General features: G+C 35.6%; 19 protein-coding genes. 10 read left to right on the forward strand and 9 right to left on the reverse strand.

Annotated features, from left to right (window positions below; translation table 11 throughout):
- The first annotated feature begins 96 nt into the window (after nucleotides 1-96).
- Together ACY0M5_RS05075 and ACY0M5_RS05080 are read left to right on the forward strand one after the other, a co-directional pair.
- A complete protein-coding gene (locus ACY0M5_RS05075) occupies nucleotides 97-477 on the forward strand; it encodes a BlaI/MecI/CopY family transcriptional regulator (RefSeq protein WP_461631014.1) in 381 nt (126 codons plus the stop codon).
- On the forward strand, nucleotides 470-1,825 hold the full coding sequence (locus ACY0M5_RS05080; RefSeq protein WP_461631015.1) for a peptidoglycan DD-metalloendopeptidase family protein: 1,356 nt from the start codon (nucleotides 470-472) through the stop codon (nucleotides 1,823-1,825). Before ACY0M5_RS05075 ends, ACY0M5_RS05080 begins: the two co-directional genes overlap by 8 nt.
- A 31-nt stretch (nucleotides 1,826-1,856) precedes the next feature.
- On the opposite strand, the gene ACY0M5_RS05085 is transcribed toward ACY0M5_RS05080, so the two are convergent.
- A complete protein-coding gene (locus ACY0M5_RS05085; protein WP_124993984.1) occupies nucleotides 1,857-3,404 on the reverse strand; it encodes a hypothetical protein in 1,548 nt (515 codons plus the stop codon).
- A gap of 171 nt (nucleotides 3,405-3,575) precedes the next feature.
- On the opposite strand from ACY0M5_RS05085, the gene ACY0M5_RS05090 reads away from it, so the two are divergent.
- The gene (locus ACY0M5_RS05090; RefSeq protein ID WP_461631016.1) at nucleotides 3,576-3,938 is read left to right on the forward strand and encodes a hypothetical protein; all 363 of its coding nucleotides are present in this window, start codon (nucleotides 3,576-3,578) and stop codon (nucleotides 3,936-3,938) included.
- Nucleotides 3,939-4,321: 383 nt separating this feature from the next.
- Here ACY0M5_RS05090 and ACY0M5_RS05095 read toward each other — a convergent pair whose 3' ends face one another.
- The 4 genes from ACY0M5_RS05095 to ACY0M5_RS05110 form a co-directional block, all read right to left on the reverse strand.
- Nucleotides 4,322-6,820 carry a TonB-dependent receptor gene (locus ACY0M5_RS05095; RefSeq protein WP_461631017.1) on the reverse strand — a complete coding sequence of 833 codons (2,499 nt, stop codon included), beginning with the start codon at nucleotides 6,818-6,820 and terminating at the stop codon, nucleotides 4,322-4,324.
- Entirely contained in the window at nucleotides 6,821-7,690 is an 870-nt protein-coding gene (locus ACY0M5_RS05100; protein ID WP_461631018.1) for a FecR family protein, read from the reverse strand.
- Entirely contained in the window at nucleotides 7,691-8,176 is a 486-nt protein-coding gene (locus ACY0M5_RS05105) for a sigma-70 family RNA polymerase sigma factor (protein WP_321320423.1), read from the reverse strand.
- A gap of 106 nt (nucleotides 8,177-8,282) precedes the next feature.
- Nucleotides 8,283-9,230 (reverse strand): hypothetical protein, encoded by a 948-nt coding sequence (locus ACY0M5_RS05110; RefSeq protein ID WP_461631019.1) that lies wholly within the window; start codon nucleotides 9,228-9,230, stop codon nucleotides 8,283-8,285.
- A gap of 357 nt (nucleotides 9,231-9,587) precedes the next feature.
- Here ACY0M5_RS05110 and lepA point away from each other — a divergent pair, with 357 nt between their 5' ends.
- The 3 genes from lepA (at nucleotide 9,588) to ACY0M5_RS05125 (ending at nucleotide 13,472) form a co-directional block, all read left to right on the forward strand.
- Nucleotides 9,588-11,375, forward strand: coding sequence for a translation elongation factor 4 (lepA, locus tag ACY0M5_RS05115; protein ID WP_124993978.1), 1,788 nt, complete (start codon nucleotides 9,588-9,590; stop codon nucleotides 11,373-11,375).
- A gap of 343 nt (nucleotides 11,376-11,718) precedes the next feature.
- Nucleotides 11,719-12,417, forward strand: a complete 699-nt coding sequence (locus tag ACY0M5_RS05120; RefSeq protein ID WP_461631020.1) for a hypothetical protein — start codon at nucleotides 11,719-11,721, stop codon at nucleotides 12,415-12,417.
- A gap of 371 nt (nucleotides 12,418-12,788) precedes the next feature.
- The gene (locus tag ACY0M5_RS05125; RefSeq protein WP_461631021.1) at nucleotides 12,789-13,472 is read left to right on the forward strand and encodes a LytR/AlgR family response regulator transcription factor; all 684 of its coding nucleotides are present in this window, start codon (nucleotides 12,789-12,791) and stop codon (nucleotides 13,470-13,472) included.
- 236 nt (nucleotides 13,473-13,708) lie between these two features.
- Here ACY0M5_RS05125 and aspS read toward each other — a convergent pair whose 3' ends face one another.
- Nucleotides 13,709-15,466: an aspartate--tRNA ligase gene (gene aspS, locus ACY0M5_RS05130; protein ID WP_461631022.1), complete on the reverse strand. Its 1,758-nt coding sequence runs from the start codon at nucleotides 15,464-15,466 to the stop codon at nucleotides 13,709-13,711.
- Between the two features lie 372 nt (nucleotides 15,467-15,838).
- On the opposite strand from aspS, the gene ACY0M5_RS05135 reads away from it, so the two are divergent.
- Together ACY0M5_RS05135 and deoD are read left to right on the forward strand one after the other, a co-directional pair.
- On the forward strand, nucleotides 15,839-16,306 hold the full coding sequence (locus ACY0M5_RS05135; RefSeq protein ID WP_461631023.1) for a nucleoside deaminase: 468 nt from the start codon (nucleotides 15,839-15,841) through the stop codon (nucleotides 16,304-16,306).
- Nucleotides 16,307-16,574: 268 nt separating this feature from the next.
- Nucleotides 16,575-17,291 carry a purine-nucleoside phosphorylase gene (gene deoD / locus ACY0M5_RS05140; protein WP_101309457.1) on the forward strand — a complete coding sequence of 239 codons (717 nt, stop codon included), beginning with the start codon at nucleotides 16,575-16,577 and terminating at the stop codon, nucleotides 17,289-17,291.
- 797 nt (nucleotides 17,292-18,088) lie between these two features.
- Here deoD and ACY0M5_RS05145 read toward each other — a convergent pair.
- From ACY0M5_RS05145 to ACY0M5_RS05155, 3 genes are all read right to left on the reverse strand, one after another.
- Entirely contained in the window at nucleotides 18,089-18,832 is a 744-nt protein-coding gene (locus ACY0M5_RS05145) for a carboxypeptidase-like regulatory domain-containing protein (RefSeq protein ID WP_461631024.1), read from the reverse strand.
- 445 nt (nucleotides 18,833-19,277) lie between these two features.
- The gene (gene aroA, locus ACY0M5_RS05150; RefSeq protein ID WP_461631025.1) at nucleotides 19,278-20,501 is read right to left on the reverse strand and encodes a 3-phosphoshikimate 1-carboxyvinyltransferase; all 1,224 of its coding nucleotides are present in this window, start codon (nucleotides 20,499-20,501) and stop codon (nucleotides 19,278-19,280) included.
- A 99-nt stretch (nucleotides 20,502-20,600) separates the two neighbouring features.
- Complete coding sequence (locus ACY0M5_RS05155) at nucleotides 20,601-21,131, reverse strand: adenine phosphoribosyltransferase (protein ID WP_101309472.1); 531 nt, start codon at nucleotides 21,129-21,131, stop codon at nucleotides 20,601-20,603.
- 314 nt (nucleotides 21,132-21,445) lie between these two features.
- On the opposite strand from ACY0M5_RS05155, the gene ACY0M5_RS05160 reads away from it, so the two are divergent.
- Nucleotides 21,446-21,907: a hypothetical protein gene (locus ACY0M5_RS05160; protein WP_461631026.1), complete on the forward strand. Its 462-nt coding sequence runs from the start codon at nucleotides 21,446-21,448 to the stop codon at nucleotides 21,905-21,907.
- Nucleotides 21,908-21,949: 42 nt separating this feature from the next.
- Nucleotides 21,950-22,597, forward strand: coding sequence for a hypothetical protein (locus ACY0M5_RS05165; RefSeq protein WP_461631027.1), 648 nt, complete (start codon nucleotides 21,950-21,952; stop codon nucleotides 22,595-22,597).
- The last annotated feature ends 5 nt before the right edge of the window (nucleotides 22,598-22,602 follow it).

Here is a 22,602-nt window from a genome sequence, read left to right on the forward strand (position 1 = left end):
TTTCATGACGGGATACACGTATTCTGAATTGCATTTTTTTTCGTTGTGACTATTTAAATAGTTGCACAACTATAAAAATAGTCATACATTAGCACCATGAAAGAATTAACAAAGGCGGAAGAACAAGTTATGCAATATTTATGGAAGCTGGAAAAAGCTTTTCTTAAAGATATTATTGAGGAATTTCCAAATCCAAGACCGGCATATACAACAATATCAACAGTGGTTCGGGTTTTGGTAAAAAAGGGAATAATCGGTTTTACAACTTATGGGAAAGTAAATCAGTACTATCCATTAATCTCTAAAAGAGCTTACACTCGTGCGTTTATGAAAGGAGTAATGAAGAGTTTCTTTAACGATTCGGTTGGAGGATTTACTTCCTTTTTTACTCGCGAACAGGATTTATCACTTTCGGAATTGGAGGAAATGAGAGTTCTAATTGAGGAACAAATTCATAATAAGAAGAAAAATGGCTGAGTTTGGAATTTATTTGCTGGAATCCAGTATTTGTTTGGCTGGATTTTATTTCATGTACAAATTATTTTTGTCCGGAGATACTTTTACAAGCAGAAATAGATACTATCTCCTGTTTGTTACATTTATTTCGTTGATTATCCCTCTGTTAAATTTTTCATTTCAGACTGAGAATTTTTCTGCAGCCAATAAATTTGTATGGGAATTTGAACAGTCATTTCAAACAGAAATTTTGCAATCAAATGAATTGGAGCCAGGAACACCTTTATTTTCTATGATTTCAGTTGTATGGATTTTGTATTTTTTAGGAGTTTCTGTTTCTTTTTTTCGGATTGCTAAACATGTATTTCATCTCTTTAAATTAATAAAAGCCAATGAAATAAGAATTTATAATGGTTTAAAAATTGTATCGGTAAACGAAAATTCTTCGCCGTATTCTTTCTTTGGGTACATATTTTTGAATCAGCAAATACTTACCGAATCGGAACAAGAACATGTTCTTTTGCACGAATCCATACATGCCAGACAATTTCATTCTCTCGACCTATTGTTTGTTGAGTTAGTGAAAATGGTTTTATGGTTTAATCCTTTCATTTATTTAATAAATCGATCATTGATCGAAATGCATGAATACCTGGCCGATCGGGAATGTTTTAATGAAGGAATTGACAAGGTGTATTATCAAACCTTACTACTAAGAAATGCAGAACGTCAAATGATGTTTGCTTTAACCAGTTCCTTTAATTCATCGTTAACTTTAAAAAGAATTAAAATGATCAAAAAAATAGATACATCTAAATTAGCACATCTTAAAATTATTTTGGTAATCCCAGTGGTTTTAATCAGTTTATTGAGTTTTAGCTTTTCAGAATCAATCCCAAGATTGTCAGAGGGGAATTTTGATAATTTTTATCCGCTGGAATCGCTTGCATTTCCATTAAAACCAGGCGATCAAATTTACATTTCTTCCGGTTACGGAGAACGAATTCATCCGATTACCAAAAAGAAAGGATTTCATAATGGAATGGATATTGCTGCGCCAAAAGGAACATCAGTTCTTTCCGTTTCGGATGGGATTGTTACCAAGGTGAACAACCAATTTGTACAAGGAAAAGGATATGGTCGTTTTGTAATTGTAGATCATCAGAATGGGTTTTCCAGTTTGTATTCTCAGATGGATTCCTATTCTGTAAAAGAAGGCCAGAAGATATCAAAAGGAGGTCTTGTTGGAACAATTGGAACATCAGGTTTAACAACTGGCCCTCATTTGCATTTTGAGCTTAAAAAGGATGGAAAACTTGTAAATCCGGCAGACTTTTTTGAAAAGGATTTGTCTGCTTATCAGAAATAAAAAAAGGGGATCGTTCGATCCCCCTTTTCTATTATCTCTTGTTTTTTTCTATTTTTTCCATAATTATTTCCTGTACAGGCCGGTTCTCAATTTTTGAATCCAGCCACGACATGAAATCCAAATATAAAAATGCTCTTTTCTCGAAAGGATCATTAACCCATTTTTGCAAATCAATTCTTGATTTTTTCAACTCATCTTTCAATTGGTCCGGACTTATCGAACTTAGTTTTCTAAGGAAACGAAGGATGTATTTTTGAACTTCCTGTAAATCGTCCATTTTTGCCAGAAAACGATAAGTTGACCGTATTTGGTATTCCAAGAGTTCTGTATTTTCCAACTCGTAGTGGCTAATCAGATTTAATATTCTTCCAAAGCAATGAATATCGCCGCGAAGCGTGGTATCTTTTACATCTGAAATTCGATTCAAATATTTAATTGCCTCTTTGTATTGTCCATTGCCGAAATACAAACATGCAATTTTATAGTAGAAAACCAGGGCGCGGTGATTGTCCATTCCAAATTTATTCTCTTCAAGAAAATGTTCAATTTTTGGGATTAAATGTATTCCCTTATTAAATGTTCCATCCATAAAATGCCTGTTTATACGGTGTACATACAGGAACATATTTAAAAGGATATTTAAATTTGAATTGTGCTGGAATTGTTCTTCATTCTCCAATTTTCGTAATAAGCGCAGGTTCTTTTTAAACGTAGTTACATGATTTGTGTAAAAGAGAGCTGCCAAAACATTGTTCAGTCCTTTCAGATACAAATCGGTATGAATATGAATCATCTCCGGATTTGTTTGAAAAAGATCAACCCACTTTTGTGCATACTTATAGCACATTAAAAAATCCTGAACAATTAAATAATACCAAACGTAGGATTGGAACAAATACAATTTCTCAAAGAAACTTAAGGATTGAATATCATAGGGGTGTAAGTTGGCGTTAAAAAATTCTTTCACCATCAATAAATCTTTCTCGTTTCGGACATATCCAACTTTAAGATATAAACCATAAAGTCGAATCGACATATTTGAGAAGAATACAACTCCATCCATAATTTTACTGATTTCTGTTGCTTCCCGGGTAATTTCTTCGGCTCTGTTTTCAATACTTTTAGTAACGTATTGCGATTCTAATAATTTCTCGAATTGGACAATTTCAAATACCAAAATATTCTTCTTGTTTTTTCGGGCCAGGGCTTTCGTTTTATCAAGTATTCGTAAGCTTTGCTGATACAGGCCTTTGTTATACAGAACTTTTGCGTGATCAATCTGTTCACGGATACTGATGCTGATATCATGATTAATCTGCGTTAACCGAAGGCTGGTAAGAAGTTGTTTGTACAAGTGTGCCTTTAGATTAGGAAGCTGAGATTGCTTTATTTCTTTTGCTTTTTTTAAAATAATGCTCTCATTGTAGTCATCCATTTTATCCAAAACATCGAAAAGTTGTAAAAATTTGGTCTCCTTTTCGCTGCTAATTCTATTGGCATACAGCTTAAAATTTCGTTTCTCCGATTTCGAAATCGATTTAATTAATTGAAACAGAGGGTCTATTTGTTGTTTAGGCATTGTAAAAGATGTGTAAGTTAACTGTTTGGTAAACAGTGTAATTTTCAATATTCATTTTGCTTGAACTTCGTAGTTTGTATTAAAAAACGATTTTCGTAATCTCAATTCATGAGCTACATTTGAATCATCAAATCAAGAGAATGATTCAATTAAATAATCTTGAAACGGAACATGAATACAACAAATCTGTTATCAAAATTAACAAAATCCGAGAAACTAGAAACAGTTATAGGATTAAATCAAGCTCTTGAATGTATTGGAGTCGATCAAATTAACAAAGATCTCAGCCGAAATCAGGCTATTGAAATTGGGAATGTGATTGTTGATAAATTTGCTTGTGTAATGAATTTAACCAAATTGGTGGAATCCATTAAAGAAGTGGTTTCGGTTGAAGAATTGGAGGCATTTAGAAATGAATTATCAGGCAAACTAAATTCTGTTGTTACAAATACAAAGAAAGCTCCGATTCATCAGAAACGTATGGCTGCTTTAAAGAGTAGTTTTGAGGAAATTTCTGGTGACAACGTACTTTGAAAACCATTTGTAGTTGTTAATTCAATTGCAATTTTTTAGAGAGTTGGTAACACTATCCCCCTTGTGTTATTAATGATCTAACTATTAACCAAACATGAAGAATACTAAGTTGTGATGGTTCTGTGAGGAAATGAACGATTTCTTTTTGGCTTGTTAGTAAATATTTACGAATGATCCAATCCGTTAGAATTAGTAGTTTAAAAGTAAGTTAGGTGTGATTATACTTTTTTGAGAAACATTCCATGCTTAATCGGATCTCTTAGATTCTTCTTGTTATTATTTAGACCATCTTTTTGATTATGTTTTAATATTAGTTGTGATAACCGGCAAGATTCTTCTTGTCGGTTTTTTTTTATGGAGTGTTTTGAGTAATCAACTACCATTTAAATTGTGATTTTAAAATACAGACGTATCGAAGTAGGTACTGTTTCTGTATAGATACTGATCGAATTGATCTGATCCAATGGTATTTTCTCGTACGATTCGTAGGTAATGTTGTTGCGGTCTAGAATATTATGGAACAAAACTCCAAGTTCGCATTTTGTCTTTTTAGGATAGAACTTGTAGATAAGAGCGGCATCAAGTCTGGTGTAATCTGGTTCTGCAACAATTTTGTTTCGGCTTGAATAAATAGGAAAGCCTGATCCGTAAATATAATTTGCTGAAATGTAAAATGGTTTTAAAGCCAGTAAACCTGCTGTTTTTATTTCATGGCGCTGATCATGCAGTGCTCTGCGATATTCGTTGGTATTAAAATAATCGAAATTTTCGAGAGTTTTGCTTAAGGTGTAAGAGATCCATAAGGTATGATCGCCCAGATCCTTTTTGGCAAAAATATCCAACCCGTAACTTTTGCTTTTACCCAAAGATATATTGCCTTCTTGCCGGTATTTGTAATATCGTGTATGTCCGTCTGTTTTTTTATAATATCCCTCAATGCTAAATGTAAATCCATTGTTGTTGTAAGATCCTCCGGCAACATGATGAACTGATTCCAACACGGGAATGTCTTTTTCATTGGCACCGACCCAAATGTAACGGAAATCACCGGTTTCACTTACGACAGAACTTTTTGTAATGAATTGTTTGTACAAACCCCAGGCTCCATTGATCGCAACTCTCTCGGAAAGTTTTAGACTAAGAGAGATTCGGGGCTCCCAATAAACTTTTTTCAGATTGATTGGATAATTGGCCAGAAACCCTGCTTTTATGGAAACACCGCTGCTAATATTCAGATTGTTTTGAAAATAGCAGCCAATCCGGTCTGCTTTGGATTTTATGTGCAGGATATTGATATCGAGAGAATCTTCCTTTAAATTAACTTCATCGTTGATGTAATTAATTCCAGTCTCGAAATTCTGATCTTCAGCAAAAACAAATGAATTTTTAAGTGTTGCTCTGTATTCTAATATGTTGTTTTTTGATTTATCATCTCTTCTGAAAAACTCTTCGTTGGTACGAATTCGGGTAATGGACACCACATCGCTGGTTCTTGTATCTAACTCAGACCGGGAAACAGATAGCGAGCTGGTGTTCCCATTTCGCCATACTTTTCCGTAGTTAATAGAACCACCAAACTGATCATTGCCTTCGTATTTGTGCTTTTTTGCATTTGTATACGATTCTGTTGTAATATCGTATGAGTAGCGATCTTGTCCAGACATTAAACTAAGCGAAAAATTATCTCCGTTTTCCCAATTGCTTGTAAATTTAAAATTGAAATCATGAAATTTATAATCCGGAGCAACATCCAAATCACCTAAAGAGGAAACTAAAGCTTGTCCTAAGCCTTGTCCCTGAAGGTTTGCGTTTGATGAAGCATACTTAATTTGTTCATCTTTAAAAAGGTTGTAATAGGTTTGCCGGAAAGCCAACAGCAGAGAGGATCGTTTGCCAATAGGCTGTTCGTAGGAACCACTTGCCGTGATATTATTTAAGGTTAGATTTAAAGTGGGTTTAAGCCGACTGCCGTTTTTGCCGGTAATGTGCACAATTCCGCCAACCCGATCGCCGTAACGGGCATCAAAACCACCTTTTAAAACTTCAATGTTTTTTACAACCAAAGGATTCACTGCACCAATATCTTCATAAACATTTTTTAATCCCCAAAGGGTAATGTTATCGAATAATACCTGACTTTCACCTTCGTAAGATCCCCATATAATCAGGTCGTTTTTTTGCTCGCCGGCGGCAAGAATTCCTGGCTGTAAACGAAGCAATTCAAATACAGAATTGTCGTTGTTGGTAGGTAAAAAACCCGCAATTTTATGATTTAATTTTAGATTCCCTGCCTGATTGCCCATTTTAATGAATGTTTGAACAATTTTATCGGTAACGGTTATTTCAGGTAAGTCGGTGCTCGCAGCTGTTAGTAAAATATTTTGATTTGCTCCTTGGTTTATAAGTGTATCGTGAATAAAGTATCCTAAATGGGAAGCTAAAATCCGAAAAGTACTGTCTGTTTCTGAAGTAAACGAAAAGTTCCCCTGCTCATCGGTAGCCATGGGCGAATTGTTAATGGTAAGATGAGAAAAAGGAAGGGGCTCCAGGCTTTCCTTGTCCATAATTTGGCCGAAAATTCGATATTGAGCAATTCTCTCTTCCGGAAATATCAAGTATACCTCATTTGATTTTTGGTAATTAAGAGGAAGCTTTCGCAGCAAAAAGTCTATTGTTTTATCTTTCGAAGAAAAAGATTTATCGAGACTTACGATATAAGCTGAAAGTAAATCGTTGTTAAAAGAAAGTTGAAAATCATATTGATCCCTTAGATCAATCAATACTTCGCTCAAAGCTTTTTTGTTGGCAGTAACTGTAATTTTTTGAGCAGAAATATTTGAAAAAACCAATCCTAATAATAGAAAGATGATGATTCGTTTCACTTATTGGGCATTAGAGGTTATGATGTAATTGTTGTTAGGTCCTTTTACAAATTTCAATCCAAGAGGCATACAGACAGTATGAAGTACCGTTTCTACAGATTTTTCTTTGTCAAACTTCCCGGTATAAATTAAATCAAATTTCCCCTTTTCTACAATTTTAATATCATACTGTAATTCTATTTCTTCGAAAACCAATTGCAATGGGGTTTTAGTAAATAGGAATAAATTGTTGCGCCATGATATTTTATCCTCGGTGTTTTTACATTTCTGAAGCTTTATTTTGCCATTCTTGGTAACGAAAGCGTGGTCGTTTGGCAGTAAAAGAATTTTGTCGGATGTAAGAGTTGAAACAACTTTTACTTTTCCGGTGTAACAGGTTACTTTGTATTGATTTCCCCGGGCATATATATTAAAACTTGTGCCTAAGATATAAGTTTTCCCATAGTTAGAGGCAATTTCGAATTTGTTTCCTTTTGTAATTGTAAAGAATGCTTCGCCTTCAAATTTCACTTTTCTCGAAAATTTCCACCAGTAGGGTTTGTAGGATATGCTTGAGTTAGCGTTTAAATCGACTATTGACTGATCGGGTAAGTTTACACTTAAATGTTCCCCTTTTGGACAATGAATAGTTTTTGTGTAAAGATTAATAAAACCGGTGAATCCGATTAGTATTACTATACAGGCTGCGGCTGCATATTTCACCCATTGCATCCTTTTCACTTTAGCAGGTGCCACTGAAGCAGAGGTTTTTTTCGAAAGCTCTTTCCATACATCCTCTTTGGATTTTGAATAGGTGACTTCGATTTTCGGAAGTGAATTGATAAAATCCATGTCCGGCTTGAGTTCGTTATGTTGGTTGTCGTTTTTCATTTATCTTCCTAATGCATTTCTTAAATACGAAAGTGCGTATGACATTCTTTTTTCAACAGCTTTAACGCTTAATTCTAATCGATCGGCAATTTCCTGATATTTTAAACCTTCCATTCTGCTCATTAAAAAAACAGTTCGTTGTTTTTCTGAGAGTTCATCCAGTGCTGTTTCATATTTTGTTGTAAGTTCCTGATACGCTAATTGGTCTTCAGGTGAGTGATTGTCAATAGCAGGTTCTAACTTTACCAAGTATTTTTGGGCTACTTTTTCTCTTCTGTATTTACTGATAAAAAGATCGCCTGCAATTTTGTAAAGTAATGATCGTAAAGGTTTCTCATCGAATTCTAGATTTTTCTCCCACAATTTCATGAAACTATCTTGCGCAATATCAGTGGCCAGTTCTTCATCCCGGGAACGGTAGTAAATGTAGTTCCGGATTGAATCGAAATGGTTGTCAAATAAGAGTTTAAATTCTTCCTGTGTCAAGGCTAGAGGATTGGTTTAAGGTAAAAATAAACTTTTTCGGTGAATTTGGTGCAGAGGATTATTGCAATACTCTGCACCAGTTTCAGTTTTTATTGATTCAAATCTACTATTTGTCCCTAAGTCTTAGGTGTATTCCAATCTCAATTTCTTCGGTTACTGTTTCGCCGGCATCATTAATGTATGTGTAAGTTGCTATGTTATCACATTCTCCGTCACCATAATCAAGTCTTGCAAATTCAATTTGGTTTTGAGTAAATATTACCAATCCACTTACAATTACACGACAGGTTCCAATTCTTACCAACGGATTTTCAACATCAATTGTCTTTGAATATTCATTTTGCTCTGAATCTACACAAGTAACAGAACCTCTGATTTCAATTCTATCGTCGCTTACATCCCATTTTGTATCCAATCCTGATACCCATTCTTTGGTTCTATTTTCCGAACGGAAAAGAGTAGTTTCATCAGGGAAGGTGAATGTTAATTCGCTAGTATAAGCAAACATTTTTGAGACACCTCTTTCTCCAGTATATTCAATACGTTTCCATCCATCAACAGCAATGCCATCAATCACTAAGTCGAGAGTAATTTCACGAACTGCGCCATCTGTAAAAGGAGCTGCTGTTAGCACAATAGCAATGGTACCACTAATAACACGACCGTTGTTTAGAACAGTAGAATCACTATAATTGATAGTAATTGTCATTGGGAAACGATTTTCGTCACCAAATTCAATTGATACATCAGGCAACTGATCGGTTTTGTATCGATTCCAAAGTTGAAAGAATTGACAGTAACGGTCAGCAACGGCACATTTTGTAGAAGAAGTAACCTCATCAAATGATTCCTGAGCAAATGAGAATAAATCAGTTTCATAATCAACCGATACCATAACATCTTCGGTTAATTCTTCAGAAGCAACTACTGTTTTAACCGTGTTGTTCAATTCAACCTGATCTTCGTTCAATACATCAATTACATCATCACTTTTATCACAAGAGAAAAATATAACTGCTAAACTTACTACTAGTAAAAAAGAAAACTTTTTCATGATTCTAATTTTTATGATTTTACATTTAAGTTTTATGAGCTCGCTTACTTGTGAACCGATAAATGAAAAAAATACCCTACCTGAAACGAAATGTTTTTTGCTTATTTACAATATCTAAAAATGGAAGTATATGAAAGGGCTATATTTAGTAAGTTTTGGTTGACGTGGGATGGTTAGAGATCGATTGAGTTGTTGATGATTATTCAGTCAAACCAAATTCTTATTATTCCAAGGATTTGAATATCTTTGCGGATTCAGTTAGGGATTTAATAATTGCCAACTACGAATAGATAAAAAACGTTCGTAATTTGTAATTGACAATTCGTAATTACTAATTCTTAATTTGTTATTGATAAGATGAAGAACATACGTAATTTTTGTATCATAGCCCATATCGACCATGGGAAAAGCACCCTGGCCGACCGCTTGCTGGACGTGACCCACACCATTACCGATCGTGAGAAACAAGCTCAGGTATTGGATGATATGGATTTAGAACGCGAACGTGGAATTACCATTAAGAGTCATGCCATACAAATGGATTATGAGCTAAATGGTGAGAAATATGTACTGAATTTAATAGACACTCCTGGTCATGTTGATTTTTCTTATGAAGTTTCGCGATCGATAGCTGCCTGCGAAGGAGCCTTGTTGATTGTTGATGCAACTCAGGGAATTCAGGCTCAAACCATTTCCAATTTGTATTTGGCCATTGAGAATGACTTGGAGATCATACCAGTTTTAAATAAAATAGATTTACCCAATGCAAATCCCGAAGATGTAAAAGATCAGATTGTGGATTTGTTAGGCTGCGATGTGGATGATATTCTTTCGGCAAGTGGAAAAACCGGCGAGGGAGTACCTGAAATACTGGAGGCAATTGTTTCACGTGTTCCTGCACCTACCGGCGATACAGAAGCTCCTTTACAGGCTCTCATCTTCGATTCGGAATTCAACTCGTTTCGGGGAATTGTTGCTTATATCCGTGTGATGAACGGGGAAATAAAGAAAGGCGACACGGTTAAGTTTGTAAATACAAAAAAAGAATACCAAGCGGATGAGATTGGTGTATTGAGGTTAATACAGGAGCCAAGAGCATCTCTTAAAACAGGAGATGTTGGGTATATTATTTCGGGTATTAAAACTTCAACCGAAGTAAAAGTTGGAGATACCATTACACACAAAGAAAATCCGTGTAAAGAGGGAATCGATGGTTTTGCGGAAGTAAAACCAATGGTGTTTGCCGGGGTATATCCTATCGATTCAGAGGATTATGAAGATTTGCGTGCATCGATGGAAAAATTAAGGTTGAATGATGCTTCTCTTACTTTTGAGCCGGAATCATCAATGGCGCTTGGTTTTGGTTTCCGTTGCGGATTTTTGGGCATGCTGCACATGGAAATTATTCAGGAACGTTTGGATCGTGAATTCGATATGAATGTAATTACTACGGTTCCCAACGTTTCGTACATTGCTCACACCAAGAAAGGCGATAAATTCGAAATGCACAATCCGTCGGATATGCCGGATCCCAATTCATTGGATTTTATCGAGGAGCCATTTATCAGAGCACAAATTATTACCAAGTCGGAATATACCGGGTCTATTATGAATCTTTGCATGAGCAAACGAGGAATAATGACCAATCAGCAATACTTAACCAGTGATAGAGTAGAGTTGACCTACGAAATGCCATTGGGAGAGATTGTGTTCGATTTTTACGACAAACTAAAAAGTATTTCGAAAGGATATGCTTCCTTCGATTATTTCTTAATTGGTGTCCGGCCAGCCAAATTGGTGAAGTTGGATATTCTTTTGAATGGTGAAGGAGTGGATGCTTTGTCTACTTTAATTCACTTCGATAATGCCCAGTCGTTTGGCCGACGCATGTGTGAGAAATTGAAGGAATTAATTCCCCGTCAGCAATTTGATATTGCCATTCAGGGAGCCATCGGAGCCAAAATTATTTCCCGAGAAACCGTAAAAGCTGTTCGTAAAGATGTTACTGCAAAATGTTATGGTGGTGATATCACGCGTAAGCGTAAGCTTTTGGAGAAACAAAAGAAGGGAAAGAAAAAGATGAAACAGATTGGTAATGTGGAAGTTCCTCAGAAAGCTTTCCTTGCTGTACTAAAACTGGACTAAATGATTAAGAGTTATGAATTAGAAATGATGAATTAATTCTGATCAATAAATTTTTAAAAAGCTGTTCTACTCTTAGGACAGCTTTTTTTGTCTCTCATTATCTGTGTTTATCATTTCTTTCATAAATAATCTGCGTCTCATTTTAACCTTTCCTTAACTCTTTTTAGCTAAAGCTTAACTGCCTTTGTTTAAGTAGTATCGTAATTTTGATTGTAGAAATTATTAATCCAATTTAAAAGATAAGTTATGAAACGTCCATGCCAAAGAGATTTTGACACACAGGGAGATGATAATCTCAGCATGGTAAGTTCCATATGACAAATCAAAAACAAATTATAAACATATGAAACGGTTATCAATCTATTTATTGCTGGTTTGTTTTGCAGTTTTTGCTGCTCAAAGCTCTTCGGCTCAGAAGAAAGAAAAAAAAGATGAAAAACATGAAACGCATGTAAAGGTTAAGCTTATTGAAGATGGGAAAGAAACGGTTATCGATACTGTCTTTTATGATGCTGATGGTCACGAAAAAATGTTTGAAATGATGGAGTTAAGGGGATTGTCCGATTCTCTGATAAAAAAGCATCATGTTTGGATCTCTGATGATGGGGGTGAGAATCATGGCAGACACAAGAAAATAATGAAGACATTTGTTTTTTCATCTGATTCAGCTTGCGATGGTAAAGAGATGAGAATAATGAATAGAATCAGAATTTCTGATGAGGATGGAAATGTAATTCTTCATGGTGGTGATTCTTGTATTAAAAAGGATATCTGTATTGAAATGCTGGAAGGAGGAGATCATAAAATGCATATGATGGAATCTCATGGTAAAAAAGGAGAGAAAGTTTTTATTATCAACGATTCTGATGACGTTGAAATAACAGAAGAGGATGGTCATAAAATCATCAAAATAAAAACTTCTGGTGATGAGAAAATGTGGATTGAAAAGGATAAGGATGTAGATGTTACCGTAGAAGTAGAGGTTGATGATCAGAATGGTAAAAAAGTGAAAAAAATCAAGAGAAAGAAGAAAAAGGAATAGATCTTGAAAGGATCAAAACAAAATGCCTCGATATTGTCGGGGCTTTTTTGTTGATAAGAAGATGGGTTTTTTCCGGAAATTAAGAATGGCTATCTTTAATTTGAACTCAAAAAAACAGAGTGTAAATTTTCTTATATTTATGTCCAATAACAAATTCGTATTGAGCCCAAATAATGAACTTAAGCCAAATAAAAATCATTAATAGAAAGTACCCGTTTTCGGTATTAAATCTGAAGCATCTTTTTTTTATTGGAATAGCTGTAAGCGCAATTCTGTATATTTTTCAGCCTTTTGGATTTTACAGTTATGAAAATAACAAAATGATCGCTTCGTTGGGATTTGGCATGATCACTTTTCTGTGTCTGCTTTGCATGAATAGCTTTGTCAAAAAACAGCTTCATCAACTTTTCAGTAAAAAGTGGACTGTTCTTAAAGAAATGGGATACATCCTTTTCCTTCTGATTTTAATTTCCTTATCGAATCTGTATTATTTGTCATTGATTATTAATGGTTTTCAGGTAAACGCCTTGTCTTTTCTGTATACACTATTACTAACAAGTGCGATTGGCATATTTCCAATTACCGGAATGGTTTTAATTCGGTACAACAAAACACTTAAAAATAATTTGAGTCAGATTATTCAAGAAGGACGGAGTGGTGAAACAATGGAGCACAACAGCCCGATCACTTTTGAGAATGCAAACAAAACCGAGCCGGATTTTACAATCGAAATAAATAATTTTCTGTTTTTGGAAGCAATTAAAAATCATGTCCACATCTATTACTTAGTTGATGGGCTGGTAAAAACAACAAGTATTCGCAATACGCTAACCAATATCGTAGATCAGGTGGAAAATGATGCTGTTTTTCAATGCCATCGCTCTTTCTTAATCAACTTAAACCAAATAAAGACTGCAAAAGGAAATTCGAATGGATATAAAATTCACTTGAAAAATTACGATCAGACAATACCCGTTTCGAGAAAATATGTTCCTGAATTTCAAAATCTTAAGGGATTTATCACGAGAGGATATCAATGGAATTTAGTGAATTAATTCTTTTTTTCTCTTTAAGTAATAGGAATGATTTATTGTTGTATTCTTCCTAATCAGACAGATTGCGGAACTATTGTTTGGATGTAGTAAACAAGTCCCCTTTAGGGGATTTAGGGGTGAAAAGAGAAATGTGACATTATATTGTTTTCATACTTAAAACCATATTATCAGAAAAAAAGGACACAAAAAAAGCTCCGATCATATGATCGGAGCCTGTACTAATATTTTCAAGATCCTTACTTCAATTTCTTTCTGTAGTCAAGACCCAATTCAACCATTTGTGCTTCGGCAATCGGCGATGGAGAATCAATCATTACATCACGACCCGAATTGTTTTTAGGGAATGCAATAACGTCTCTGATTGATTCGATACCTGCAAACATAGATGCCAAGCGGTCAAATCCAAAAGCGATTCCGCCGTGTGGTGGCGCACCATATTTAAATGCATTCATTAAGAAACCAAACTGAGCTTGTGCTTCTTCATCGGTAAAACCAAGATGCTTGAACATTCGAGCCTGAAGTTCTGTATCGTGAATACGAATAGAACCGCCGCCAATTTCAACACCATTAATTACCAAATCGTAAGCATTGGCACGAACTTTACCAGGATCAGTTTCCAGCATATGCAAATCTTCTTTCTTAGGCGAAGTAAATGGATGGTGCATGGCGTGGAAACGTTCTGAATCTTCATCCCACTCTAAAAGAGGGAAATCAACAACCCAAAGCGGAGCGTAAACATTCTTATCGCGCAAGCCTAACTGATTACCCATTTCCAAACGCAGTTCGCTTAGTTGAGGTAATGTTTTGGCTTTTTCACCCACCAAAATCAAAATCAAATCGCCTGGTTTTGCGTTACAAGCTTCCGCCCATTTCTGCAATTGCTCTTCTCCGTAAAATTTATCAACCGATGATTTATATGAACCATCCTCATTGTATCGCAGGTAAACCAATCCTTTGGCTCCAATTTGCGGTTTTTTCACAAAATCAGTCAGCGCATCCAGTTGTTTACGAGTATAAGTAGCACATCCGCCAGCACAAATTGCTCCGATATATTCTGCTTCATCAAAAACTTTAAAGTCACTTCCTTTCGCAATTACGCTTAAGTCAACAAACTTCATATCAAAACGGATATCAGGCTTATCGTTACCATAAAATTCCATGGCATCAGCGTAATCCAATCTTGGGAATTTGAAGTTCATCTCCACATTTTTCAATTTCTTGAATAAATGTTTGGTCAATCCTTCAAAAGTATCTAAAATGTCATCTTGCTCAACAAAGGCCATTTCGCAATCAATCTGCGTAAATTCAGGCTGACGGTCGGCACGTAAATCTTCATCGCGGAAACATTTTACAATCTGATAGTAACGGTCGAAACCGGAAATCATCAACAATTGTTTAAATACCTGCGGTGACTGTGGCAAAGCATAAAACTCACCCTGATTCATTCTCGAAGGAACAATAAAGTCACGCGCACCTTCCGGAGTCGATTTTATCAATACAGGAGTTTCTGTTTCAATAAAATTCAACTGATCCAAATAGTTACGAACTTCGATACCCATTTTGTGACGCAAAATTAAATTCTCGCGAACACAAGAACGACGCAAATCGAGGTAACGATATTTCATTCTTAATTCATCACCACCATCGGTATTGTCTTCAATGGTAAAAGGAGGAATTGCCGATTTGCTTAAAATAGTTATATCATCAGCAATAATCTCAACAGCTCCTGTAGGTATTTTGTCGTTTTTACTTTGTCTTTCAGCAACCTTACCGGTAATTGAAACAACGAATTCGCGGCCTAATTTTCTTGCCTTTTCGCATAATTCAGTATTGCTTTCCATATCGAAAACAAATTGAGTAATGCCATATCTATCACGAAGATCAACAAAGGTCATTCCCCCCAGATTACGTGCTTTTTGCACCCAACCACTAAGTGTTACCGTATCGTTTACATTCTGAATTCTTAATTCTCCACAAGTATGAGTCCTGTACATCTTATACCATTTAATGATTTAACAAGCTATTAGTTATTAGCCATTAGTTGATTTCTGTTATTTAGGTCTGTTTCTTTTGATTTACTGTCGAACAATTATTAATATCAATTGCAGTGACTAATCACCAATAGCTTTCTGTTATTAACCTCGTTCTTTGTTATTGGTTTTGTTAACTTTGCGAAATTACTAACAATTTGCGAAACTGAATACGCTTTTATTAATAGATTGTTAAATTTTAGCGATAAGAAATGAAATTAGGTCTTAAATTGTATGAAAGCAGTAGTTTGCAGCTCTGTTTGCGGGCAATTACAAGTTGACCTGTCAGCGGTAGTCCCTGACAAAGTTTTTCTTCTCACATCTCAAATCAAAAACATGAACCAAGAGTCAATTATATCTCCGTTTTCCGACGAATATTTTATGAAACAGGCCATGCAGGAAGCCCACAAAGCTTTCGAGGCCGATGAAATTCCGGTGGGCGCCATAGTGGTGTGCAACAATAGAATAATAGCGCGATCGCACAATCTTACAGAGCGGTTGAATGATGTGACCGCTCACGCCGAAATGCAGGCCATAACTTCTGCAGCTAATTTTCTGGGGGGAAAATATCTCATAGACTGTACTTTATATGTAACTCTTGAACCTTGCAATATGTGTGCAGGCGCATTGGCGTGGTCGCAAATCTCAAAAATTGTATACGGTGCAAAAGATGAGAAAAGAGGATATACCCGTTTTTCACCCAATCCAATGCATCCAAGAACCGAAGTAGTTTCAGGTATTATGGAACAGGAAAGTGCTGCTTTAATTCGCGACTTCTTTGCTCGTAAAAGAATGTCACTATAGAAAACGGAGAAAAGTGTAAAATAAAAAGGAGCAAAGTCCGATAAAATTATTATTTTTGCCTGCGGTAAGTAAAAAAAGTGATTCGTAAAGTTTAGTCGGGATAATTCTACATTTTAGCACGATTGCTTGCCAAACTGCCATCCAACCAATTTATAATCCATATTTTTTTCGAAACTGAATAGTATATAATGCTGTTTCTGTGTTTGGTTCCTGTGATCCTTGCCGGAAATCCATTATCTTTATTTGTAAATCTATAAATCAATATATCATGAGTGCACACAATGAAGCCAAAATGGGCGATATTGCTGAAACTATCCTTTTACCTGGAGATCCTTTACGGGCAAAATACATAGCCGATAATTTTCTGGAAGATGTGGTTTGTTACAATAAAGTAAGAAACATGCTCGGTTTCACAGGAACTTATAAAGGCAAACGCATTTCTGTGCAGGGAACGGGAATGGGCGTACCGTCAATTTCAATTTATTCTCATGAGCTGATAACGCAATATGGTGTGAAAAACCTGATTCGTATCGGAACCTGTGGATCATTTAACGAAGATGTGCACGTGCGCGACGTAATTTTGGCGATGACATCCTGTACCGATTCAGCCATCAATAAGAATTTATTTAAAGGCATGGATTATTCTCCATGTGCCGATTTTGGTTTGTTGAGCGATGCCCATAAAGCGGCCACCGAACAAGGAGTAAATATTAAAGTGGGCAGTACATTAACGTCCGATATTTTTTATCACGATTTAGAAAATAATCCTGAACCATTTAAAATTTGGGCAGATTACGGCGTTTTAGCGGTAGAAATGGAAGCAACAGCTTTGTACACAATCGCAGCCCGAAACAAGGCGAAAGCTTTGGCAATTCTTACCGTTAGCGATCATATCCTAACCGGCGAAGAAACTAGTGCCGAAGAGCGCCAAACAACTCTTCATACCATGATAAAAATTGGGTTGGAGACAGCAATCAGACAATAATTTTAGATCAGATATATTTATTGTAAGTAAGGGAGAAACATTGGGGAGTTTCTCCTTTTTTATTTTCTATTTTGGTCATGCTCTGACTGTAAGTAAGTCGTTCGTGTCAGGGGATTACTTGATTCATATTTCAAAATGCCAATTTTACCTTTAATTGCGCATTACTCATTGTTAATTATTTTAGGGCGTGTCCCTCATTCTTCGGGTCAGGCTTTCCGTTTCAACTCCTCGCGCTAACGCACAAATCCAGCACCACCTGCGGGGTTTTCTCTTCAATCCTTCACGCATGCCACTTCGTAAAGATGCTCTTTGGAGTATTTATGCTTTGATTTTAACTGAATTTTGAGGGGCTCACTGTAAGTGAGGCTCTCAATGTGTTTAGTAATTGGCACTACTCGCAGCACATCAAGGTGCAATGTACCACACTATTTGGGTAAAAGCAGCTCCTGTAGATTTGTAATCTATAGGTTTCGAATTGAGGATTTGTGATCCTCCTGTTAAAGGGATTTTCTTGGATGTGGGTGATTTAAAATCACTTATCTGGGTACGATTTGATTCAGATGAATTTTGAGGGTCTCACTTTAAGTGAGGCTCTCAATATGTTTATAATTGGTACCCTCACTGTAAGTGAGAGCACCAAGTTCTTTTTGTGTTCTGCTTAAGCTTCCACGCCTGTCATGCTCTAACTATACGCAAGCCGTTCATGTCAGGGGATTACTTGATTACATGTGGATTTTTGGTGTTAATCTGAAATAAATCTCCACTAAGAATTTCCGATTACATATTAGCATAAAGAACTATTGGTACCCGTCTTTTTCTTTAAAATAAACCGCTTCACCTTTATCTCCATTTTCCAAATCGGTCATTTCTATCCGGAAAATATCACATCCTTTTTTACTCAATTCTTTTGGAGCATCAACATGTAATAAATAGCCATTGCATATTCCATTTGAAACATACTCTTTCACTTTCTGTTTCATGTTAATTTTAACCGGCACTCCATTTATGGTAACCTTTACATCAAGCAAATCAGGATCAGTGCAAAGATCTGTATCATCAATAGGCTTATCTGGATTCGAATAATACTTGGATAAACTCATGGGTCTGCAATATATCGTATATCCCGGGCTTGCTCCTTCTATTTTAAAAACGGTAATACCATAAATCTCAAGGCGGTGGTAATGAATATTCAATACCATATCATCTTCAGCAATAACATTCCATGCCCAAAATTCAAGCCGCATATCCTCATGTGATAATTGAGAATTTGATTTTGGATACTCACATAGTTTCATCGATGCCAATGCAAGGTATTTTCCCTTTTTCACTTTCAGGGAATATCTTCCATCGCTGTCGGAATAGGTTTCATACATTGATTCTTTTCCAAATTCTCTACCTTTTATTTCAACAAAAGCACTGTCTTTGGCATTGCCTTCAAAATCAGTTACAATTCCCGAAATAGTTATAGAATCTTTTTGAGCGCTTGCATGCAAATACAGAGAGCAAACCAGGAGTAGAGCAGATAAAATCTTTTTAGTCATGTTTTTTTCAGTTTGGTTTTTATTTGACGCTCTAACTCGAAATAATGTTACATCCTTATCTGTAAATCATCCGCTAAGTACCTTTTGGTATCGTCTTCATTATCTTTTAAATTTTTTATCCTGGTTAAAATATATTTTGATGTACATCAAGTTATATTTTTGATGTACATCAAACTTATGCTTTGCCACTAGTATATAATCAACTTGTGCTTACAATAGTTTAAGATCATCATTATATAACCATAGAGAACAAAGTGGTTCAGATTATCAAAATATTGAGGGGTTCACTTTAAGTGTCGTTCTCAGTGTGGTTAATAATTGGCGCCCAAACTGCAATTGAGAGCGCCAAGCTTATTTTAGATCAAATAAATTAAATGACTGTAGTTTATAAAACAACCCCGTTAGACTTAGTTCTAACGGGGTTGTTTCTGATATCACATAGAATTTATTCCTTCACTTCGAAACCCAATTCTTTTAGCTGTTCCCAAAAATTAGGGTACGATTTTTTTACCACATCGGGCGAATCAATTACCACATTTGGCCAAGCCAGTGCGATGGGAGCAAATGCCATGGCCATCCGATGATCGTGGTAAGTTTCGATCACAATATTCTCTTCTTCTGTTTTTCGTTCACCATTCCAGGCCAATTCGCCTTCGGCCGGTTCAGTAAGAACGTAACCTAATTTCCCCAATTCTGTGATTAGTGCATAAATGCGATCTGTTTCTTTAATCTTCAAAGTTTCTAAGCCGGTAAAGTGGAAAGGAATGTTTTTTAAACAGGCACAAACGGCAAATGTTTGAGCCAAATCGGGCATCTGATTAAAATCGAACTTTAGCTTTGTACAATTGGCTGCCATCTTTTCAATGAACATTCCCCGTTTCGAGAATTGAGCTTTAACGCCTAGTTTCTCAAAAACCGGAACCAATCCTGAATCACCCTGAAAACTGTGTCTTCTTAAACCATCTAAATATAATTTTCCTTCATCGGCCAAAGCCATAAAAGCAAACCAGTACGATGCACCCGACCAATCGCCTTCAACGATATAAGGAATCCGTTGATAAGCCTGATTTGCCACATAAATTTCTTGTCCCTTAAATTCCGATTTCACACCAAACTCCTCCATAATATTCAGAGTCATTTCGATGTACGAACGCGATACAATTTTTCCGCTTAGTTTAATTCGTAACCCTTTTTCAAGAGTTGGTGCAATTAAAAGCAATGCAGTAATGTACTGAGAGCTGGTATTTCCTTTTAGTTCTACTACTTCACCGGTAAGGTTCGATCCAAAAATTTTAAGCGGAGGATAACCTTCTTTTTCCAAATAGGTAATTTGAGCGCCTATTGAGTTTAGAGCATCAACCAAAACGCCAATGGGTCTTTCCTTCATTCTGTGCGAACCGGTTAAGGTCCATTCGCCAACAATTTTAGAGAGGTATGCAGTTAAAAAACGCATGGTAGTTCCTGCATGTCCAACATCAAAACTATTGGTGTTGGAATTTAGAATGCTCTGCATTGCTTTTGAATCATCACAATCCGAAAGATTTTTAATCGGCTCAAAATTGTAGCTCAACGCATTAATAATTTGAACTCTGTTTGATATGCTTTTAGAGGCGGGAAGAACAATTCTTCCTTCCAGTAAATTATTTTTTTTCGAAATGGAATATTGCATCGAACTCAGTTTTGTCTGTGAAAAATACCGGGATAGCGCAAATCAGGTCATCAAAACCATTTGGGTTAAGATGACCTGAATGATAATTTTATGCTTTATTTAAAAGTGGAATACAGAATCAACTTCATATTGAGTAGCCAATTTATCACGGCCTTTCAAAAAGTCAAGTTCTATCAAAAAGTTCACGAAAACATTTTTCAAATTAAATCGACTCAATAAATCGATAGAAGCTTTTGCTGTACCACCCGTTGCCAATAAATCATCGTGCAGCAAAACTACATCGTCAGAATCTAAAGCATCCTGATGGATAAAAATTTCATCTTCTCCGTATTCCAAAGAATATTTCTCAGAGAAAGTTGGCGATGGTAATTTACCAGGTTTTCTTACCGGAACAAAACCAGCACCTAAACGATAGGCTAAAACGGTTCCTAAAATAAAACCACGGCTTTCTAAACCAACAACCTTTGTTATTCCTTTGTCTTTATATTGATTGTAAAGAGTGTCAACTAAAGTTGCCAGATGTTTATCATCTTTCAACATTGTTGTGATATCCTTAAATACGATTCCCGTTTTAGGAAAGTCAATTACGTCTCTTATCGAATCTTTTGCTTCCTGAAGTCTTACTTCCATTTTATTTTCTTTTTCCAAACCAGGAGTACGAAAACATCCAATTTCATTCTGTTTTTTCTGTCTGTAAGACGTGAAAAAGCAGAAGAAGTGGAACATTCACCCCCTCCTCACTTAATTATTCTACAATTACTAACTTGATATAGTGTGGGATAATTCCGGGTAAAAATAAAAAAGTCTGAGTAAATATTCATTATATATTAGCAAAAACTGCATTTATGATTTGAAATGAGAAACTATTTTTCAGATCCTTCGATTTTCATTGTTGAACTCCACTTTAGTTTTTACCTTTGAGTAAATTCAATTTTAGAATCAAAATGACTATAAATAATCAAAATCGCGCAGCCTGGATTAAGCTTTTTTACTACGTGTTTATATTTTTATATCTGGCGGTAAGCATTATTTTAATCTATTTAAAGGCAAAGCCGATTTATCCAATTTTTGGAGCAGTCAGTGGTTTCGTTTTTGCCTGCATCGCACTTAGTTTATCGCTCAATTTGAATTATATTATCTATCAGGAATCAGAAGAGAAAATAGTTTTGAGATATTATCCGCTGCACCCTTTTCACCAGAAGTTCAAATCTATTGAAATTCCCAAAAGTCAATTGTCTCATTTCGATTTAAAAAGAAAACTGTTTGGCTTACGGCCTGAAGTTACTTTGTATCAGCAAACAGAAAGAGGATTAGCAAAATACCCATCAGTTAGTATCTCTTCTCTTACAAAATCCAGTCAGGCGGAAATGATTAAATCATTGCAAAAGAATTCCAAAAAAAAGTAATAAGATTTACTTTTGCGGTTGAGCGTACTAAAATATAATTGTATGCGTTATCAGTTTTGTAAATCCTTTATTGAAGATTATTATAACATGATTAGAAAAATTAAAAGTCAGTTAGCACTATTGATTGTGGTGCTTGTATTGCCAAATACCATATTGGCTCAGAAAAATGATGTAAGACTTAATATTGGAATCCCTTTAGGGAAATATGGGAAGTTTGATCACAACTTTATGGGCACCAATGAAACCAATTCTCCTTCTTTTATTATTCAGTTGGAGAAAAACTGGAAGCCTGATTTAAGTATTGGAGCTTATGTTGGCTATGCCGGGCAAAAGCATGAGTTCAATTTGGGTTTTGATGAGGTGAAATATAACTATTATCGATTTGGAACGGTATTAACTTATGAATTAAATGGCTGGCTTTCCGAAATGAATATTGCACCTGACAATGGGATTGAAATGTATGCCAGTGTAAAAACAGGGCTTTCTCTGGAGAATCGAAAATCTACAATTTCCAGATTGGATGGAGGAAATGTTCCTACTGTTAGAACCAACAGGAATAACGAGTTGCTTTTCGATCTAGGTGTTTTGCTGGGTACCCGTTACCATTTTTCAAATCAATTTGGCATTTTTGCAGAATTAGGTTGGGGAAATGCAGGATTTTTCACCATAGGAACAACCTTTACCTTATAAATATT

Source organism: Labilibaculum euxinicum (assembly GCF_963678175.1).
Classification (GTDB): domain Bacteria; phylum Bacteroidota; class Bacteroidia; order Bacteroidales; family Marinifilaceae; genus Labilibaculum; species Labilibaculum euxinus.

Bases quoted from the DNA above. Each gene is read 5' to 3' on its own strand.
- ACY0M5_RS05135 (WP_461631023.1), top strand. From the start codon at position 15,839: ATGAACCAAGAGTCAATTATATCTCCGTTTTCCGACGAATATTTTATG.
- aspS (WP_461631022.1), bottom strand. From the start codon at position 15,466: ATGTACAGGACTCATACTTGTGGAGAATTAAGAATTCAGAATGTAAAC.
- aroA (WP_461631025.1), bottom strand. From the start codon at position 20,501: ATGCAATATTCCATTTCGAAAAAAAATAATTTACTGGAAGGAAGAATT.
- ACY0M5_RS05155 (WP_101309472.1), bottom strand. From the start codon at position 21,131: ATGGAAGTAAGACTTCAGGAAGCAAAAGATTCGATAAGAGACGTAATT.
- lepA (WP_124993978.1), top strand. From the start codon at position 9,588: ATGAAGAACATACGTAATTTTTGTATCATAGCCCATATCGACCATGGG.
- ACY0M5_RS05110 (WP_461631019.1), bottom strand. From the start codon at position 9,230: ATGAAAAAGTTTTCTTTTTTACTAGTAGTAAGTTTAGCAGTTATATTT.
- ACY0M5_RS05160 (WP_461631026.1), top strand. From the start codon at position 21,446: ATGACTATAAATAATCAAAATCGCGCAGCCTGGATTAAGCTTTTTTAC.
- ACY0M5_RS05145 (WP_461631024.1), bottom strand. From the start codon at position 18,832: ATGACTAAAAAGATTTTATCTGCTCTACTCCTGGTTTGCTCTCTGTAT.
- ACY0M5_RS05080 (WP_461631015.1), top strand. From the start codon at position 470: ATGGCTGAGTTTGGAATTTATTTGCTGGAATCCAGTATTTGTTTGGCT.
- ACY0M5_RS05085 (WP_124993984.1), bottom strand. From the start codon at position 3,404: ATGCCTAAACAACAAATAGACCCTCTGTTTCAATTAATTAAATCGATT.
- ACY0M5_RS05090 (WP_461631016.1), top strand. From the start codon at position 3,576: ATGAATACAACAAATCTGTTATCAAAATTAACAAAATCCGAGAAACTA.
- ACY0M5_RS05100 (WP_461631018.1), bottom strand. From the start codon at position 7,690: ATGAAAAACGACAACCAACATAACGAACTCAAGCCGGACATGGATTTT.
- ACY0M5_RS05075 (WP_461631014.1), top strand. From the start codon at position 97: ATGAAAGAATTAACAAAGGCGGAAGAACAAGTTATGCAATATTTATGG.
- ACY0M5_RS05125 (WP_461631021.1), top strand. From the start codon at position 12,789: ATGAATAGCTTTGTCAAAAAACAGCTTCATCAACTTTTCAGTAAAAAG.
- ACY0M5_RS05165 (WP_461631027.1), top strand. From the start codon at position 21,950: ATGCGTTATCAGTTTTGTAAATCCTTTATTGAAGATTATTATAACATG.
- deoD (WP_101309457.1), top strand. From the start codon at position 16,575: ATGAGTGCACACAATGAAGCCAAAATGGGCGATATTGCTGAAACTATC.
- ACY0M5_RS05120 (WP_461631020.1), top strand. From the start codon at position 11,719: ATGAAACGGTTATCAATCTATTTATTGCTGGTTTGTTTTGCAGTTTTT.